The organism is Rhodococcus sp. AH-ZY2 (genome assembly GCF_030916465.1).
Taxonomy (GTDB): domain Bacteria; phylum Actinomycetota; class Actinomycetes; order Mycobacteriales; family Mycobacteriaceae; genus Rhodococcus; species Rhodococcus ruber.
In genome coordinates this window covers 707,300-723,813 of sequence record NZ_CP126458.1, presented here as the reverse complement: position 1 = coordinate 723,813, position 16,514 = coordinate 707,300, and the positions used below count along the sequence as shown (strand labels likewise).

Sequence of the window (16,514 nt, the reverse complement as noted above, 5' to 3'; positions counted from 1 at the left end):
GCCGTTCGACGGCAGTTTCGGGACCTTCGGCACATGCGCCCGGCACAGTCCACGGGCGATGCTCGGAACGTCGCCCCGATGAGCCGTGCGGGGGTGACCGACCAGGACGAGGAGGCTGCGATGTCCACGGTGCCCGACACCTGGTCCACGAGCGACACCGAGGTCATCGCGCGTGCCGTGATCGAGGCCCCCTCCATCCACGACACCCAGCCGTGGAATCTGCGTCTCCCGGCGCGCACCGCCGAACTGGAGGAGCGGGTCGAGTTCGCCGCGCCCGGTCCGGACCCGTTGCGCCCGGATCGCCTCATCTCGTGCGGGGCCGCCGTCGCCAATCTCGAACTCGGCATCCGGGCGCTCGGCTGGAGCACCCGGACCCTGCTGCTACCGGAGCCGGAGCGGCCCGAGTTGATCGCGCGGATCGAGGCGGCGGCTCCGGCCACCCCGTCGAGCACCGATCTGGGGTACTTCGCCGCGATCTCGCACCGGCGCAGCCACCGCGAGTCGTTCGCCCGGATCCCGGTGCCGGCCACCACCATCGCCGACGTGATGGCGGCCGCCGACATTCCCGGTGTCCGGGTTCGCCTGCTGGCCTCGGACGAGGCACCGGCCCTCGCCGACATGCTCACGTACTCGGCCGAGGCGATGCGCCGCAACCCGCACTACCAGCGCGAGATGTTCCGGTGGACGTCGCACTGGCATCCGGAGGGCAACGCCGAGGTGGTGACCGACTGGGGCGCCGACCTGGACGCCGGCGGAGCGGCCGGGCGCGCACTGATCACCACCGGCGTGCCGGACACCGCCGAACTCGCGGCGGCCATCGACCGGGAGACCGTGCTGGTCTTCTCGGTACAGTCCGCCGATCCGATCGACCTGGTGCGGGTGGGCATCGCATCCGAGCGGGCGTGGCTGGCGGCGGTCGATGCCCGGCTGTCCGCCTCCGTGCTCACCTATCCACTGCGCGTGGAGGACTCCGCGACCCGGCTCGCCGAACGGATGGACCTCGACGGTCTTCCGCAACTGATCATGCGTATCGGGTTCTGACCGGACCGAACGGGGCGTCGCAGGGGGGCGCCCCGACCAATCAGAGAGGGAACACATCACTGTGACAAGGGAACTCACGGACCTGCAGTTGCTCCGGGAGCTCGAGCCGATCGCCGAGGACAACGTCCACCGCCACCTGGCGATGGCGAAGGACTGGCATCCGCACGACTATGTTCCGTGGGACGAGGGCCGCAACTTCGCCGCCCTCGGCGGCACCGACTGGGATCCCGCCCAGTCCGCGTTGTCCGACACCGCCCAGGCAGCGATGATCACCAATCTGCTCACCGAGGACAACCTGCCCTCCTACCACCGTGAGATCGCCGAGCACTTCAGCCTCGACGGCGCGTGGGGCACGTGGGTGGGACGTTGGACGGCCGAGGAGAACAAGCACTCCGTCGTCATGCGGGACTACCTCGTGGTCACCCGCGGGGTGGACCCCGTCGCACTCGAGAACGCGCGCATGGCGCACATGACCACCGGCTTCGACCCGGGGTCGACATCGATGCTCGAGTCCGTGTCGTACGTGACCTTCCAGGAACTGGCGACCCGGGTCTCGCACCGCAACACCGGCAGGGCGTGCGGCGACCCGATCGCGGACCGCATGCTCGCCCGCGTCGCCGCGGACGAGAACCTGCACATGATGTTCTATCGCAACATCGTCGACGGCGCCCTCGACATCGCCCCCGACCAGACGTTGGCCGCGATCATGAGCGTGCTGACCCGGTTCCGGATGCCCGGTGCGTCGATGGCGAACTTCCGGCGCAACGCCGTCCTGATCGCCAAGGGCGGCATCTACGACCTGCGCCAGCACCTCGACGACGTGGTGCTGCCGGTGCTCCGCAAGTGGCGCGTGTTCGAGCGCACCGACTTCGGCGGCCGCGGCGAACAGCTGCGCGAGGACCTCGACGCCTTCCTCACCGATCTGCAGACGAAGGCCGAGCGGTTCGAGGAAGCCCGGGACCGCGCGCTCGCACGTCAGGCCCACCGCGACGAGCACGCGGGGGCGAGCGCATGACCAGCGTGCGTGAGCCCGGGACCGGAACCCCCCGGACCGGAACCCCCCGGACCGGAACCACCGACAGCAAGCTGTTCGGCTCGGTTCTGGACATGGCGCGCGCCGCGAAGCGCGGCGACGTGTCCGGCTGGCTGACCGCCAAGAGCAGTACCCACCGCCCGGAGGACGTCGCCTACCTGAGCTCGGTGCTGCTGGGCGTCCTCATCGAGAACGACGCGGTCCGTCGCGGCATCCATCCCGCCGACGTCTGGCGCGAACTGCGCGAGCGTGGCCTCGACGACTTCGGCTGACTCGCGCACCGAGGAGACCACCGTGCGACGATGCCCGGCACCCGCTTCCGGGTGCCGGGCATCGAGAGTCCGGGTACGGTCGCGCGGTGCGGTGCTTCTCGCGCGCGTGAGAACGCGCGCGAGAAGCACCCAGCCGCGCAACCACATGCGGCGCAGGCCGGGACGGGAGGGCTACTTCTCGCCGTCGGGCCGGACGATCAGCACGGGGCAGTCGGCGGTCTGCATCAGCGCATTGCTGGTCGATCCGAGCAGCAGGCCCTTGAAGCCGCCGCGGCCTCGGGAGCCGACGACGATCAGCTGGGCGCGTTCGGCGTACTCGCTCAGCACCCGCACCGGCCGGTCCCGCGCGACGACGCGTTCGACGACGACGTCCGGGTAGCGCTCCTGGAACCCGGCGAGGTTCTCGGCGAGCACGACCTCCTCGCCCGTCTGGATCCGGCTCCACTGCGGATCCTCGGGCACCGCGCCCAGCGACGGCTGCACGCTCACGTCGCTCCACACGTTCACCGCGACGAGCGTGGCCTTGCGGGCGGCCGCCTCGGCGAACGCCACCTCGACGGCGCGCACCGACGCCTCGGAGCCGTCGACGCCCACCACGACCGGGCCGTCGGAGGGGGGTGCCCCGTCGAGGGTGCGGCCGCGCACGATCGCGACCGGGCAGTGGGCGTGCGAGGCGAGACCGAGGGTGACGGAGCCGACGAGCAGCCCCTTGACCTCGCCGAGGCCGCGGGAGCCGAGCACGACGGTGTCGGCACGGCGCGAAACCTCGACGAGGGTGGGGACGACCTTGCCCTCGATCTGCTCGGTGGTGATCTCGACCGGGCCCTGCTCGTCGGCGATGCGCTTGGCGAGCACCACGGCGCTGTCGAGCCGGGCCCGCGCCGTCTCCTTCATCTCCTCGTGGAAGCTCTCCGCGAGGTAGGGCTCGGAGTAGTAGAAGGCGGGGATGTGCACGACGGTGACGATGTGCAGCGGCAACGCACGGGCCGCGGCGGCGCGGGCCGCCCAGATCACCGCGGTGGCCGCCGCGTCGGATCCGTCGACCGCGACGACGATCGGTTGGGTATCGGTCATAGGTGTCCCCTCTGTCGGCGGGCCGGCGGCCCGGTTCTCGCGAGCGTCAGTTGCAGATCTCCCGCAGCTGTTCGATCAGTCGGACCCGGCCGGCGGTGTTCTCCGCGATCGGGGTGACGGTGAGGGTGGTGACGCCGGCTTCGGCGAACGCGGCGACCCGCTCCCGGACGTAACTCTCGGGGCCGATCAGCGAGACGGCCCGCACGAGGTCGTCGGGCACTGCGGCGGCCGCCTCCTCCTTGCGGCCGGCGAGGTACAGGTCCTGAATGGTCTCTGCTTCCTTCGCGTAGCCGTAGCGGACGGCGAGATCGTTGTAGAAGTTCTTCCCCTTCGCACCCATGCCGCCGATGTACAACGCCAGGTGCGGGCGCACGAAGTCGAGGAGGAAGTCGACGTCGTCACCGATCGCGAGGGCGGCCCCGACGTAGACCTGCAGGTCGCCCAGCGAGGGGTCGCGCTTGGCCTTGCCGCGCGCGAGGGAATCGCCCCAGACGTCGGCGGCCTTCTCCGGATGGAAGAAGATCGGCTCCCAGCCCTCGGCGATCTCGGCGGTCATCTCGACGTTCTTGGGGCCGATCGCGGCGATCAGGACGGGGATGCGTTCCCGCACCGGGTGGTTGATGAGCTTGAGCGGTTTGCCGAGCCCGGTGCCCTTCTCCGGCGGCAGCGGGATCTGGTAGTACTTGCCCTGGTATTCGACCTTTTCCCGGCGCCACACCTGACGGCAGATGTCGACGAGCTCCCGGGTGCGGCCGAGCGGCGCGTCGTACTTGACGCCGTGGAATCCCTCGATGACCTGCGGGCCGGACGCACCGATCCCCAGGACGAAACGGCCGTCGGAGACGTAGTCCAGTCCTGCGGCGGTCATCGCGGTCAGGCTCGGCGTGCGGGTGTAGATCTGGAAGATGCCCGAGGCCAGCTCGAGTCGTTCGGTCTTGGCCGCGAGGTAGCCGAGCTGACTGACCGCGTCGAACGAGTACGCCTCCGGCACGAAGATGATGTCGAGGCCGGCCCGTTCCAGATCGGCCACCTCCGCCGCCGTCTCGGCGAAGCCGCCGCTGTAGTTCAGTCCCATCCCGATGCGCATCGGCATACCCCGTGATCCGTTGGTGCGTGCCCGGACGGGCACGCTCGTACCGTTTTCCCGGTACCCTACCGCCGGGGCGCGGCACCGATCCTCAGGACTCGTCGGGGCGCACGACCATCACGGGGCAGTGGGCGTCCCGGATCAGCGAGTTGCTGGTGGAACCGAGCAGCATGCCGGTGAATCCGCCGCGTCCGCGGCTGCCGACCACCAGCAGCTGCGCCTTCTCGGACCAGGCGAGCAGGTGAGCGCGCGGCCCGTCGACGTACACCTCGCGGCGCACGTTCACGTCGGGGTAGCGGTCGTGGAATCCGGCGAGACGCTCGGCGAGCAGGGCCTGCTCGGATTCCGCGAACGCGTCGGGATCGATCGAGACCTCGACGGCCTCGTCGAACGTCCCGCGCCGCATGTCGCTCCACACGTGGACCGCGACCAGGTCGACACCCCGCAGACCGGCCTCCTCGAACGCCGCGTGCACGGCCTTCTCGCTGAGGGTGCTGCCGTCGACCCCGACGACGACGGGCCGGGTGTCGGGCAGGGACTCCGGTGCCTCGCCGCGAACGACGACGACGGGGCACCGGCCGTGGCTGGCCACGGAAACGGGGGTGGAGCCGAGCAGGGCCTCGCCCACCCGGCCGGTGCCGGAGGAACCGAGCACGAGCATGCGCGCGTGGGCAGACAGGTCGATGAGCCAGCGGGCGCTGCCGGTGGCGGCGAGTCGGGTGGTGATCTCGAGCGCCGGCGCGACGGTGCGGGCGACCTCCTCGGCCCGTTGCAGCAGCGTCTTGCCCTCGTCCTCGACCCATTCGAAGACCTGCGCGGTCTGGATGAACGGCGCCCCGCTGTACCCGCTGGGGGCGAAGTCCAGAGCGTGCACGATGTGCAGCGGCAACCCGCGGTCGGCGGCGGTCGCGGCGGCCCACCGGACGGCGTCGTCGGAGGCCGGAGAGCCGTCGATCCCGACCACCACGGTGTTCGACCGCACCGCCTCGTCGTGCGCGGGTTCGTGGTGCGTCTTGCTGCCGGGGAACTTCACGTCGGTCACCGCTCTCGTCGCAGGGATCGTCCTCGGCCTCGAGGTTAACCCGCTCCCCCTGGGCCAGGAATGGTCTTTGGTCCTTCTCCGGGAAGTCCGGAGCCACTGGTCCGGCGGGGAGGATGCGGCCACAATCGTGGGGAGAGGAGGCGCGTCATGTCCGGTGGTCCGATCCGCGTGACGGATGCCGCGGCCCGCAAGGTCCGCGCGGCGGACGTGATGAGCACGCCGGTGCTGGCGGTGACGGTGGACGCCACCTTGGAGCGGGCCGGGGAGGTGCTGGCGCGCAACGGTTTCACCACACTTCCGGTGGTGGACGAGTACGGCCGGTTGTGCGGCCTGATCACCGAGGAGGCCCTGGCGGGGGCGCACCTGGCGCGGCTGTCGGTGTATGCCGATCTGCCCGAGCCGATCGTGAGCGCGATCCGCCGGCCGCTGACGGTGCGGGCGGTGGCGCTGCCGCCCGTCGCCCTCGACGCGGACGCGGAGCTGTTCGACATCGCGCGAGCGATGCTGCAGATGCGGCTGCGGTCCGTGCCGGTGGTGCGCGACGGCCGGCCGATCGGAATCGTCAGCTGGCGCAATATCCTTCCCCTGCTCGAGCACTGAAGACCGGAAAGCGATCTGCGTCACATTAAATTGTCATTTGGGATGACAATTATCTAGTCTCGGTTCATGCAACTCACCCAGTTCACCGATCTCGGACTGAGAGTTGTCATGTACCTGGCGGCCGCCGCGCCCGACAGCTCCCCCAGTACCAGAAGCGTTGCCGAGCAACTGGAGTTGTCGTACGCCCACACCACCAAGGTGGTCGCACGACTGAGCGAACTCGGCGTCGTCACGACCCGCCGCGGCCGCGGCGGCGGACTGGCCATCACCGAACTCGGCCGGTCCGCCACCGTCGGATGGCTCGCCCGGCAACTCGAAGGCGACAACGAGGTCGTCGCCTGCGAGGGCGACAAGCCGTGTCCGCTGCGCGCCGGGTGCAGCCTCCGGGGCGCACTGCGACGCGCCCAGGAGGCGTTCTACACCGCCCTCGACGCCGTCACCGTCGCCGACCTCGCCCGCCCGCCCACCCGCACCGTCCTGCTCGAACTCACCCGCCCCGCCGTCTGACCGCAGGGTTCCACAGCCCGCGAACCCGCCCAGCCCGATCGAAACGGAGTCCACGATGCCGCTCTCAGCCGAGTCCAAGGAAGTCATCCGCGCCACCCTCCCCGCCGTGGGTGCCGCCATCGGCGACATCACCCCCCTGTTCTACAAGAAGATGTTCGCCGCGCACCCCGAGCTCGAGCGGAACCTGTTCAACCGCGGCAACCAGAAGCAGGGCGAACAGCAGAAGGCCCTCGCCGGCTCCATCGCCGCGTTCGCGACCCTGCAACTCGACCCCGATCCCGCCCGGGTCGAGGCCATCCTGTCCCGCATCGCGCACAAGCATGCCTCCCTCGGCATCAAGCCCGACGAGTACTGGATCGTCCACAAGCACCTGTTCGAGGCCATCGTGGAGGTCCTCGGCGAAGCCGTCACCCCCGAGGTCGCCGCGGCCTGGGACGAGCTGTACTGGCTGATGGCCAACACCCTCATCAAGCTCGAGGACGACCTGTACAAGGCTGCGGGCGTCGCACCGGGCGACGTGTGGCGCACCGTCCGCGTCGCCGAGCGCCGGCACCAGTCCGCCGACACGGTCTCGTTCGTCCTGACCTCGCTCGACGGCGCCCCGCTGCCTGCTTTCCGCCCGGGCCAGTACCTCTCGGTGGGCGTCGTGCTCCCCGACGGCGCCCGCCAGATCCGCCAGTACAGCCTGACCAACGCGCCGTCGCAGGGAGACTGGCGCATCACCGTCAAGCGGATCCTGGCGACCACCACCCCCGACGGCGCCGTCGCGCCGGCCGGTGAAGTGTCGAACTTCCTGTACGACAACGTCTTCGAAGGCGACGATCTGCAGGTGACCACGCCGTTCGGCGACCTGGTGCTGCCCGACGACGGCGCCCCGCTGCTGCTGGCCTCCGCCGGCATCGGCTGCACCCCGATGATCGGCATGCTCGCGCATCTGGCGGAAACCGGTGACGAGCGCAAGGTTTCGGTGCTGCACGCCGACCGCTCCGTCGCCAACCACGCCCACCGGCACGAACTCGCCACCCTCGTCGAGCGCATCCCGTCCGCCGAGGTGCACCGCTGGTACGAGGATCTCGGTGCCCGCGAACCGCTCGAGACCGTGCGCGTGGGCCGGGCCGACGTGTCGGACCTGCCGCTCGACCCGAACACCAAGGCGTACCTGTGCGGTCCGCTGCCGTTCATGCTCTCGCTGCGCGAGGCCCTGATCGAGCGCAACGTGCCCGCCGAGAACATCCACTACGAGGTGTTCGGCCCGGACAGCTGGGCCCCCAGCGCCTGAGTCCCAGCGCCTGAGTCCCAGCGCCTGAGTTCCCTGCGACCGTGCCCCGGCCCCGGCCGGGGCACGGTCGTCTCCACGATCCGGCGCTAGGCTCGCTCGCATGGACGACGTCGCGGTCCCCGCCCGTGCGGACACGCCCCGCGGTCCCGTCCGGATCGGACTGCTCGTGCTGCTCCTCGTCGCGCTCACGGCCACGCTGCGGACCCCGGTGGCGCCCGCGCCGGCCGACACCCCACCGACCGAGTTCAGCGCCGCCCGCGCGACGGCGCACGTCGAGGCGGTGGCCGCGCAGCCGCGCCCGCCCGGCTCGGCCGGCCATGCCGCGGCGCGGGACTACCTGGTCCGCGTCCTCGACGGACTCGGCTGGGCCGCCCGCGTCGACGACGGCGTCGGCTGGTCGACCACCGCCGTGCAGGGCACCCAGCGCGGCGGCCGGGTCGCCAACGTGGTCGCCACCCTCCCGGGCACCGACCCCACCGGTTCCGTCGTGCTCGCCGCGCACTACGACACGGTCCCCGCTTCCCCCGGCGCGGGCGACGACGGGATCGGAATCGCCACGGTCCTCGAGGCCGCCCGGGCCCTGTCCGCCGGCCCCCGTCCCCGGAACGACGTGACGGTGCTCGTCACCGACGGCGAGGAACGCGGCCTGCTCGGCGCCGAGGAGTACACGAGGCGGCAGCCGGCCGACGCGCGGCCGACCGTGGTGCTCAACCACGAGGCCCGCGGCAACGGCGGCGTCCCCGTCACCTTCCGGATCTCCTCACCCAACGCCGGTCTCGTGGGTGTGCTGTCCGACGTGCCGGGCACGACCGCGGACTCGTTCACCCAGACGGCGTTCGAGTTGCTGCCCAACGACACCGACTTCCGCCGCCTCACCGAGGCCGGCCTGCACGCCGCGGACACCGCGGTCGCCGGCGGCGGCGCCTACTATCACAGCCCCGTCGACACCGCGGACCGGCTCGACACCTCGTCGCTGCAGCGCATGGGCGAAACGACCCTCGCTGCGGCACAGCGATTCTCGTCCATCGACCTGGCCGAACTCGGTTCCGGCGGCGACGACGTCGTCGTCACCCTGCCCTGGGGACCGGTGCACTTCCCCCGCTGGCTCGAGATCGCCCTGACCGCGCTGCTCGCCGCCGTCACCGGTGCCCTCGTGGCCCGGCGGATCCGGGACGGCACCGCCTCGGCGGGCCGGCTCGCGGCATCGGGCGGGATCTCGATCGCCGTGGCGGCCGCGGCGGCGGGTGCGGCGTTCGTCCCGTGGTGGCTCGCGCTGCGGATCGCCCCCGGGCAGGCCTCGGCGGTCCTGCGGGAACCGTACCGGCCGGTGCCCTATCAGGTTGCCGCGGTGGCCGCGGCCGTCGCCGTCCTGCTCGCGGCGTACCCGGCGGTGCGCCGCCGCGTCGGCCCGGCGGCGTTCGCGACGGGCGCGCTGCTCGCCGTCGCGGTCACCGCCGTGGCCGCGCTGCCCTTCCTGGGCGTCGCGACCGTCCTGGTCCTGCCGGCGCTGCCGGCCGCGGTCGCCGCGCTCGTCGTGGACCGGCTGCCGGCCGACCGGCGCGGGTGGCGGACGCCCGTGACGGTGGCCGGGACCGTGCCGGCGGTCGTGGTGCTCGTGCCCGGCGCGGTCGCGTCGTTCGACGCCGGTCTGCTCACCGGAGCGCCGCTCGCGGGCGTGTTCGTCGCGGTGCTGTTCGCGCTGGCGCTGCCGCTCGTCGACGCCGCCGGCGACCCGTCGCAGCTGCGGCTCGCCGCGATCGCCGCCGCGGCGGTCGTGGTGGTGGCCGCGCCGGCCGGGGGCTGGGTCAACCGCGACGGCGCCACCCCGCCGCGGCAGGAACAGCTCCTCTACGCACTGAACGCCGACACCGGCGCCGCCGTGTGGGCCTCGCCGCGCGCCCCCGCGTCGGACTGGAGCCGCGCCCTGTTGACCGAGGCGCCGGCCACCCTGCCGGACGCGTTCCCGTGGCGCAGCGAGACCAGGTTCGCCCACGGCCGGGCACCGGCCGCGCCGCTGCCCGCGCCCGGGCTCGACGTCGTCGCGGACGTCACCGACGGCGACGAGCGGACGCTGACGTTGCGGCTGACGTCGCCGCGCGGGGCGCCCACGGTCGGGCTGTGGGTGGACGAGACGACCGCGGAGGTGCGCGAGGCCGCGGTGGCCGGCCGGAACGCCGCACCGGCCGCGCCGTTCGGGTTCCTGTTCTCGGGGACGCCGGCCGAGGGCATCGAGGTGCGGCTGACCGTCGTTCCGCGCTCCGGTGCGACCGTGCTGCACGTCGCCGATGTCACCGACGAGCTGACCGTGGTCCCGGGATACCGCGCTCCGGACGACCGGGTCGTGGTCACCCCGGCGGTCGCGGTGACCCGGACCGTCCGGTTGTGATCACACCTCGCTGAGCGGCCACTCGTGAACGGGCTTGCCACCGAGCATGTTCCGGATGTAGTCGCGCATCATTCCGTGGAGGGCGGTGCGCCGGTCGGCGCCGGCGTCCTCCCGTTCGACGACCTGCGCGCGCTGCCACGCCGCACCGGTCTGCCGGTTCAGGCACCGGCCCTCGATGATGCCCAGGTACCTGTCCCGCGCCTGCTGCGACAGGCCGAAGGCGGTCAGCCCCGCGTCCGCCATCGGCAGCAGCCGGCGCAGCACGAGTTCGTCGGCTCCGACCCACCCCAGTCCGGGCCAGTACAGCCGCGCGTCGAGACCGTACTTGGCCCCGATCCCGAGGTTCTCGCGGGCGGCGTCGAAGCTCATGAACCGGCACAGCGGCACGTCGGCGTCGACGAGAGCCCGCAGCGCCCCGTAGTAGAACGCGGCGTTGGCCATGACGTCGAGCACCGTCGGCCCCGCCGGCAGCACCCGGTTCTCGAGCCGCAGGTGCGGGTGGTCGTCGGCGACGTCGTAGACGGGCCGGTTCCAGCGGTAGATGGTGCCGTTGTGCATCTGCAGCTCGCGCAGGCCCGGAGTCCGTCCGGCGTCGAGTTCGGCGAGCGGGTCGACCTCGGAGACCTCGGGAAGCAGTGCCGGAAAGTACCGCGAGTTCTCCTCGAACAGGTCGGTCACCGAGTCGATCCAGCGCTCGCCGAACCACACCCGCGGGCGCACCCCCTGGTTCTTCAGCTCCTGAGTGCGGGTGTCGGTGGCCTGCGCGAACAGCGGGATCCGGCTCTCGTGCCACAGCGCCTTGCCGGCGAGGAACGGGGAGTTGGCGGCGAGCGCCACCTGCACCCCGGCCAGGCACTGGGCGGCGTTCCAGTGTTCGGCGAAGTCTTCCGGAGCCACCCGCAGATGCAGTTGCAGCGACGTGCACGCCGCCTCCGGCACGACCGAGTTGGCATCGGCCCGCAGTTGTTCGGCACCGTCGCGGCCGGGCAGGGGCACGCCGTCGAGATCGAGTTCGATGTCTTCGCCGCGCGCGGCGAAGATCTGCTCGTTGAGGGCCTCGTAGCGCGGATTGGCGGTGATGCGTTCCCGGTCGAGGTGGGCGAGCTCGAGCGTCGGCAGCATGCCGATCATGACGAGCTGGGCGTCCTGCCGGTGCATCCGCGTGTCGGCGCGGCGCAGCGACTCGCGCAGGGAGTTCTCGATGTCGAGGACGGCGTCGCCGGCGAACGGCCCGGGGTCGACGTTCATCTCGACGTTGAACTGGCCGAGCTCGGTCTGGAACACGGCGTGATCGTCGATCGCCTGCAACACCTCGAGGTTGCACATGGCCGGTTCCATGTCGTCCTGGACGAGGTTGAACTCGATCTCCATGCCCAGGAGCGGCTCCGGGCGTTCGCGCGCATCGGTGAAGGCGCCTTCGCGCAGCATCCGCTCCAGGGCGGCCAGGCAGGCCTGCACCTTGGTGCGGAACTCGCGCCGGTCGGCGCGAGTGAAGGACCGAGCCTTGATCTGCGTGCCCATGGAGCCGTGTCCCTCTCCCCCGCTAGGTGATGATTCGTCAGCCTAGCGGCCGAGCGACCGCAGGTGGGGGCGAGCGTCAGACGGCGCGGTAGCTGCTCCAGTCGGCGACGACGCCGCGTGTGCTGAGCCAGGCGTTGGGGTCGGTCTTGCCGCCGGCCTGATCCCACACCTCGAAGTGCAGGTGCGGTCCGGTGGACCAGCCCCGGTTGCCGACGGTGGCGATCTGCTGACCGGCGGTGACCCGCTGGCCGGCGCTGACCTGGTAGGTGTCCACGTGGCCGTAGACCGCGGTGGTGCCGTCGTCGTTGAGGACGCGCACCCACTGGCCGTAGCCGGAAGCGGCGCCCGCGTCGAGCACGGTGCCGTCGGCGGCGGACTTGATGGGGGTGCCGATGGGGGCGGCGATGTCGATGCCGCCGTGGTGGCTGCCCCAGCGGGGGCCGAAGTCCGAGGTGAGCGTGCCCGAGACGGGCTGCACGGTGGCGGGCTTGGCCGGGTTGAGGTTGTTCAGCCAGCCCTGACCCGTGGCGAACTGGTCGACCAGGGCGTCGAGCTCCGGCGGCAGGGCGGGAGCGGCGGCATGCCCGTGGCCGTGTTCGTCGGCGGGGGCGGGCGCTCCGGGCAGCTGCGGGAGCTCGAAGCCCTCGGGCAGCAGACCCTGGGGCACCTCGAAGGGCAGCGTGCCGGTCTGAGCGGGGGCGGGGGCGGCACTGGCCGTGCCGGCGGTGAGCTGCGCGCCGACGGCGAAGAAGGCGCCGGTGGCGGCGGCGACGGTGGCGGCCTTCACGGGCGCCGACGGGCCGGCGGGCTCGACGCGGTGCCGGCCGCGGCCGGAGGACGCACCGGACAGGTCCATCTCGAAGGTGGTCGCCTCGTCGCCTGCCCGCTGGTGCCGTCCCACAGTTGCTACCTCATCCGTCGTCCGTTGCGCGCCGGGTGACCCCCGGCCGTTTCTGGCGACTCAAAGTAACAAAACGATATAGGCCAGCGCCAGCGTTACGTTTCGGACACCGTCGCGGTGGGTAGGGCGGCCGACGCCGCGGCGCCGTCGTCGGCTGTCGCGCTTCCCGCGCCCTCGTGAACAGCGGAAACCCGTCCTGCGGTGGGCACGACACGGCGGAAGCGTCCACCGGACCCCGACGCCGCGTCCCACTCCCGCACAACCGGCCGGAGCCGCCTCCGGTTATGTGATTGTGATCACAGCGGTTCGCCTGCCGCCTCAGCCGACATACGCGAGGGGCGCGTCGGGGACATAGTCGACGCACGAGAGCAACGGCGTCGGCGACGGGCTGAGGTAGCCGGTATCGAATGCCTGGATGCGCTGCTCGACGGTGCCGTGGGTGCGCTCCGGCCCCTTGTCCTCCCCCACCGCGGCGAACGCCCGCCCCAGTGATGCCAGGTCGGCCTGCTCGATCGTGACGCCGAGATCCCGTTCGGAGTACGCGACGAAGGCGCCCGATCCGCAGTCGGCCTGGTTCTCGTACGGGATTGCGCTGTTGGGTTCTGCCGGGTCGGGCTGCGGCAGCCCCAGCATCGTCTGGAAGTGATGCGTCACCTCATGGCTCAGCACCGCGGCAACGGCGATCTCCCCGTAGTCACTCACCAGTTCCCTCGCCGCCTTCTCGCCGATGTAGAGGCTGCGGTCGGCCGCGCAGTACATCAGCGAGTTCTCGTCGTAGGCGCAGCCGGGCGCCGCCTCCCCCGGCTTCCCGGCCGATACCGCGTAGTAGGCGTTCGGATGCGGCATGTCCGTATAGGTGGCGTCGATCCACGACTCGATCGACGGAAGGAAGCACTGCACATACGGTCCCATCATCTCCGTCGTGTACTGCCCGGTGGGCCCGGCGGCGAACGGACACTCCGCCGTGGGCGAAAGCTGTTGCAGTGCAGCCTCGTCCTCCGCGGCGGCCGGAGCGACGGCACCGAGGGCGGGCACCACGGCGACGACGGCCACGGCGGCGAGGCGGATCGTGCACGAAACGGAACGAGGCATGAGCACTCCCGGGGGACGAGGATTCGGCTTGCGGATCCACCCTCCGGCGTGCGGGGGTCTCGATCCAGGGCTCTTCGGGCTGCGCCCCGTCACCCCGAGGGGGACGTTTCCCACCCCCGGGATCACTGGCCGCACCTCCGCCGGGATGCGCCCGACTGCCGCCGCCGGGGTGCGCCCGACTGCCGCCGCCGGGGTGCGCCCGACTGCCGTCGCCGGGGTGCGCCCGACCGAATGTCACATGCGTTCGGCTGGATCGACGGCGTGTGACATTCGGTCGGGCGGAGTGGCCGGGCGGAGTGGGCGGGTACAACCGCTGCGCCCCAGGTCCGCGACCGTTTCACACCGGTACCCCGATCCCGGCTACACTCACACCGCGCATCGAATCGAACCGGTTCACCGCGCGCCGCCCTCGTAGCTCAGGGGATAGAGCACGGCTCTCCTAAAGCCGGTGTCGCAGGTTCGAATCCTGCCGGGGGCACACGGGAACGCCGGCCGAGTTCCGCTGCCGGCCCTGGATCAGTCGACCTTCGCTTCAGGGGCGACGTCGAGCCGCAGGTACGACCGGACGCCGAACAGGCGGTGCATCCTTCTCGATGCCGGTGTCAGATGCGGTTCCGCTTCCGCTGCGGGCACGATCACGGGAGCGACGACGTCGTAGCGCACGCCGGCCTGCTCGAGGGTGCAGCCCCCACCGGCCAGGACGTTGCGGCACCAGTCGACGTCGGTGCCGTAGGGCAGATGGACGAAGAACGACTGTCCGGCTCGTTCCGCCCAGACCGGGGTGACGTACGGCTTCCCGGATCGGCGGCCGACGTGGTGCACCGCGGTGACCGTCGCCCCTCTCCTCTTCAGGATCACCGGGTTGAGGACGGACTTGTTGTACCGGCGCACGGCAGTCAGGGCGGGCTTCCAACGCGAGCGCCACACGGCGACACGCACCACCGTGAAGGCTGTGTCGACGACGAGCACGGCGCCGTCGTACACCCGCTCGGCCAGTCGCCGGAGCACGGACCGGCCGGTCGCAGCTCCACCCTCGTCACTCACGGGGGATATCGGCCTTGCTCGCCGTGTCGGCCGAGCGGCCGTCGGCATCCGGTCCGTCCGCGGAGTTCGCCCACCGGAGGAACCTCGCTGCGAGGTCGGCACGTAGTTCAGCGAAGAGGTCGCCGTCCCGCGCGGGGTCCAGGTGCTCGACGGTGTCCAAGTGCGCCCGTACCGTCACGGATTCGTCGCCGCGAAGGCTGGCGATCCACCGCTCCACCGGGCCGGGCGGAGCGGGAACCGGACGGGGCACCACCACGTACTTCTCGAAGACCTTCCGAAACCGCTCCCAGCATTCCTGTTCCTGCTGCAGGAGGTACCACGGCCACTCGACGACCCGCCCCCGGAGGCACACCCTCGTCGAGGGGCCGTACTCGAGCGGATTCCACTGTGGCGGACGCGTGAACACCACCTGCAGGTCCACACAGCCCCGGTCGCTGCCGGGTGTACTCATCAGCGACAGGGTGTGCAGGTTCCGACCGTCCCCGGGACACCGGTACCGGATCGCCGGCGCACCCTGGCACGGCGCGTAGTAGCTTGCCGGCACGATCGCCGCGCCGTCGACGATCCAGCCGACGGACAGATCCTCGTGGCCGTGCTCGAAGGAGATCAGCACGGTTTCGGAGAAGTCGATCTGCCGGCCGACCCACACCCCGCGTCGGCAGAGCGACGGCGTCTTCGTGTAGTCCTCGGTCACGAGATGCCGCCCGGTTTCCGAGCGTTCCCGGGTCTTCTCGACGAGCGGGTAGGTCATTGCTCCCCCTCTCGGCTTACTCGACTCCACGGTAGACCGAAGAGCAGGCGGCGGAGCCGGTTTCCTGCTGCGGAGCGGACAGCTACCTGCTCAGTCCGATCGTCCGTGCGACTCGTACGCGGCCTGTTCCGCCGCCACGGCCTCGGCGACATGCGCTTCGGCGGCGGCGGCGTCCACCCCGAGACCGCCGAGAACGCCGCTGCCGTTCTCGTGGTCGAGCAGGGCGAGGAGGATGTGCTCGGTGCCGATGTAGTTGTGCCCGAGCCGCAGCGCCTGCCGGAAGGTCAGTTCCAGCACTTTCCGGGCGCGCGCGTCGTAGGGGATCAGGTCGGGCACATCCCCCGTCGCCGGCGGGAGCGTCGCCGCCACGGCGCGACGGACCGCGTCCGGCGACACATCCTGCGCGACGAGCGCGCGCATCGCGAGGGCTTCGGGTTCGCTCAGCAGACCGAGCACGAGATGCTCCGGGGCGATCTCGGCATTGCCGGCCGCCCGGGCCTCGTTCTGTGCCGCCACGACGACGTTCCGGGCACGTTCGGTGAATCGGCTGAAGCCTTGTTCGGAATCGAGATCGGCGGACCCCTTGGGCACGAAACGTTTCTGGGCCGCCTGCTTGGTGACGCCCATACTGCGGCCGATGTCGGTCCAGGACGCGCCGGAGCGACGGGCCCGGTCGACGAAGTGGCCGATCAGGTGGTCGGCGACCTTTCCGAGATGCTCGGCGGCGAGAACGGCGTCCGTCAGTTGTTCGAGGGCATCGGAGTGGACCTTCTCGATGGCGTCGATGAGGTCGTCCAGCCGCACGGGATTGCTCATGGGGATCGGATTCGTCATTCGTCAACCATAGGTTGACGGATGACGCTCGTCAACGCTCGGTTGACGAC

At 71.3% G+C, this 16,514-nt stretch carries 16 protein-coding genes and 1 tRNA gene; 8 read left to right on the top strand and 9 right to left on the bottom strand.

All coding sequences use genetic code 11. The features are described 5' to 3' along the window. The first annotated feature begins 120 nt into the window (after positions 1–120). The 3 genes from QNA09_RS04365 (at position 121) to QNA09_RS04355 (ending at position 2,346) form a co-directional block, all read left to right on the top strand. The gene (locus QNA09_RS04365; protein ID WP_040274371.1) at positions 121–1,041 is read left to right on the top strand and encodes a nitroreductase family protein; all 921 of its coding nucleotides are present in this window, start codon (positions 121–123) and stop codon (positions 1,039–1,041) included. Positions 1,042–1,102: 61 nt separating this feature from the next. After that, the gene (locus QNA09_RS04360; RefSeq protein WP_010593063.1) at positions 1,103–2,056 is read left to right on the top strand and encodes an acyl-ACP desaturase; all 954 of its coding nucleotides are present in this window, start codon (positions 1,103–1,105) and stop codon (positions 2,054–2,056) included. After that, the gene (locus QNA09_RS04355) at positions 2,053–2,346 is read left to right on the top strand and encodes a hypothetical protein (protein ID WP_172603597.1); all 294 of its coding nucleotides are present in this window, start codon (positions 2,053–2,055) and stop codon (positions 2,344–2,346) included. Before QNA09_RS04360 ends, QNA09_RS04355 begins: the two co-directional genes overlap by 4 nt. A gap of 171 nt (positions 2,347–2,517) precedes the next feature. Here the strand turns inward: QNA09_RS04355 and QNA09_RS04350 are convergent, their stop codons facing one another. The 3 genes from QNA09_RS04350 to QNA09_RS04340 all read right to left on the bottom strand — a co-directional run bounded on the left by QNA09_RS04350 (position 2,518) and on the right by QNA09_RS04340 (position 5,549). Next, on the bottom strand, positions 2,518–3,420 hold the full coding sequence (locus QNA09_RS04350; protein ID WP_010593065.1) for a universal stress protein: 903 nt from the start codon (positions 3,418–3,420) through the stop codon (positions 2,518–2,520). Positions 3,421–3,466: 46 nt separating this feature from the next. Beyond that, positions 3,467–4,507 carry an LLM class F420-dependent oxidoreductase gene (locus QNA09_RS04345; protein ID WP_010593066.1) on the bottom strand — a complete coding sequence of 347 codons (1,041 nt, stop codon included), beginning with the start codon at positions 4,505–4,507 and terminating at the stop codon, positions 3,467–3,469. A gap of 91 nt (positions 4,508–4,598) precedes the next feature. Beyond that, a complete protein-coding gene (locus QNA09_RS04340; RefSeq protein ID WP_010593067.1) occupies positions 4,599–5,549 on the bottom strand; it encodes a universal stress protein in 951 nt (316 codons plus the stop codon). A 147-nt stretch (positions 5,550–5,696) separates the two neighbouring features. Between QNA09_RS04340 and QNA09_RS04335 the strand changes: the two genes are divergently transcribed. The 4 genes from QNA09_RS04335 (at position 5,697) to QNA09_RS04320 (ending at position 10,321) form a co-directional block, all read left to right on the top strand. Beyond that, entirely contained in the window at positions 5,697–6,149 is a 453-nt protein-coding gene (locus QNA09_RS04335) for an HPP family protein (protein WP_010593068.1), read from the top strand. A gap of 66 nt (positions 6,150–6,215) precedes the next feature. Beyond that, a complete protein-coding gene (locus tag QNA09_RS04330; protein WP_010593069.1) occupies positions 6,216–6,656 on the top strand; it encodes an Rrf2 family transcriptional regulator in 441 nt (146 codons plus the stop codon). A gap of 55 nt (positions 6,657–6,711) precedes the next feature. Further along, positions 6,712–7,935, top strand: coding sequence for a globin domain-containing protein (locus QNA09_RS04325; RefSeq protein ID WP_010593070.1), 1,224 nt, complete (start codon positions 6,712–6,714; stop codon positions 7,933–7,935). Positions 7,936–8,035: 100 nt separating this feature from the next. Next, the gene (locus tag QNA09_RS04320) at positions 8,036–10,321 is read left to right on the top strand and encodes a M28 family peptidase (RefSeq protein ID WP_119699491.1); all 2,286 of its coding nucleotides are present in this window, start codon (positions 8,036–8,038) and stop codon (positions 10,319–10,321) included. Here the strand turns inward: QNA09_RS04320 and QNA09_RS04315 are convergent, their stop codons facing one another. The 3 genes from QNA09_RS04315 to QNA09_RS04305 all read right to left on the bottom strand — a co-directional run bounded on the left by QNA09_RS04315 (position 10,322) and on the right by QNA09_RS04305 (position 13,835). Beyond that, positions 10,322–11,842 carry a glutamate-cysteine ligase family protein gene (locus tag QNA09_RS04315; RefSeq protein ID WP_059174867.1) on the bottom strand — a complete coding sequence of 507 codons (1,521 nt, stop codon included), beginning with the start codon at positions 11,840–11,842 and terminating at the stop codon, positions 10,322–10,324. Between the two features lie 76 nt (positions 11,843–11,918). Beyond that, positions 11,919–12,743, bottom strand: coding sequence for a M23 family metallopeptidase (locus QNA09_RS04310; RefSeq protein WP_017679408.1), 825 nt, complete (start codon positions 12,741–12,743; stop codon positions 11,919–11,921). Positions 12,744–13,061: 318 nt separating this feature from the next. Further along, on the bottom strand, positions 13,062–13,835 hold the full coding sequence (locus QNA09_RS04305; protein ID WP_010593074.1) for a neutral zinc metallopeptidase: 774 nt from the start codon (positions 13,833–13,835) through the stop codon (positions 13,062–13,064). 405 nt (positions 13,836–14,240) lie between these two features. Here QNA09_RS04305 and QNA09_RS04300 point away from each other — a divergent pair. Further along, positions 14,241–14,313: transfer RNA gene (locus QNA09_RS04300), tRNA-Arg, on the top strand. Between the two features lie 38 nt (positions 14,314–14,351). On the opposite strand, the gene QNA09_RS04295 is transcribed toward QNA09_RS04300, so the two are convergent. The 3 genes from QNA09_RS04295 to QNA09_RS04285 all read right to left on the bottom strand — a co-directional run bounded on the left by QNA09_RS04295 (position 14,352) and on the right by QNA09_RS04285 (position 16,464). Then, positions 14,352–14,879 carry a nitroreductase family deazaflavin-dependent oxidoreductase gene (locus QNA09_RS04295; protein WP_048774076.1) on the bottom strand — a complete coding sequence of 176 codons (528 nt, stop codon included), beginning with the start codon at positions 14,877–14,879 and terminating at the stop codon, positions 14,352–14,354. Further along, on the bottom strand, positions 14,872–15,630 hold the full coding sequence (locus QNA09_RS04290; protein ID WP_059174868.1) for a hypothetical protein: 759 nt from the start codon (positions 15,628–15,630) through the stop codon (positions 14,872–14,874). Before QNA09_RS04290 ends, QNA09_RS04295 begins: the two co-directional genes overlap by 8 nt. A gap of 90 nt (positions 15,631–15,720) precedes the next feature. Continuing rightward, positions 15,721–16,464 (bottom strand): Clp protease N-terminal domain-containing protein, encoded by a 744-nt coding sequence (locus tag QNA09_RS04285; protein ID WP_048774081.1) that lies wholly within the window; start codon positions 16,462–16,464, stop codon positions 15,721–15,723. Between the last annotated feature and the right edge of the window lie 50 nt (positions 16,465–16,514).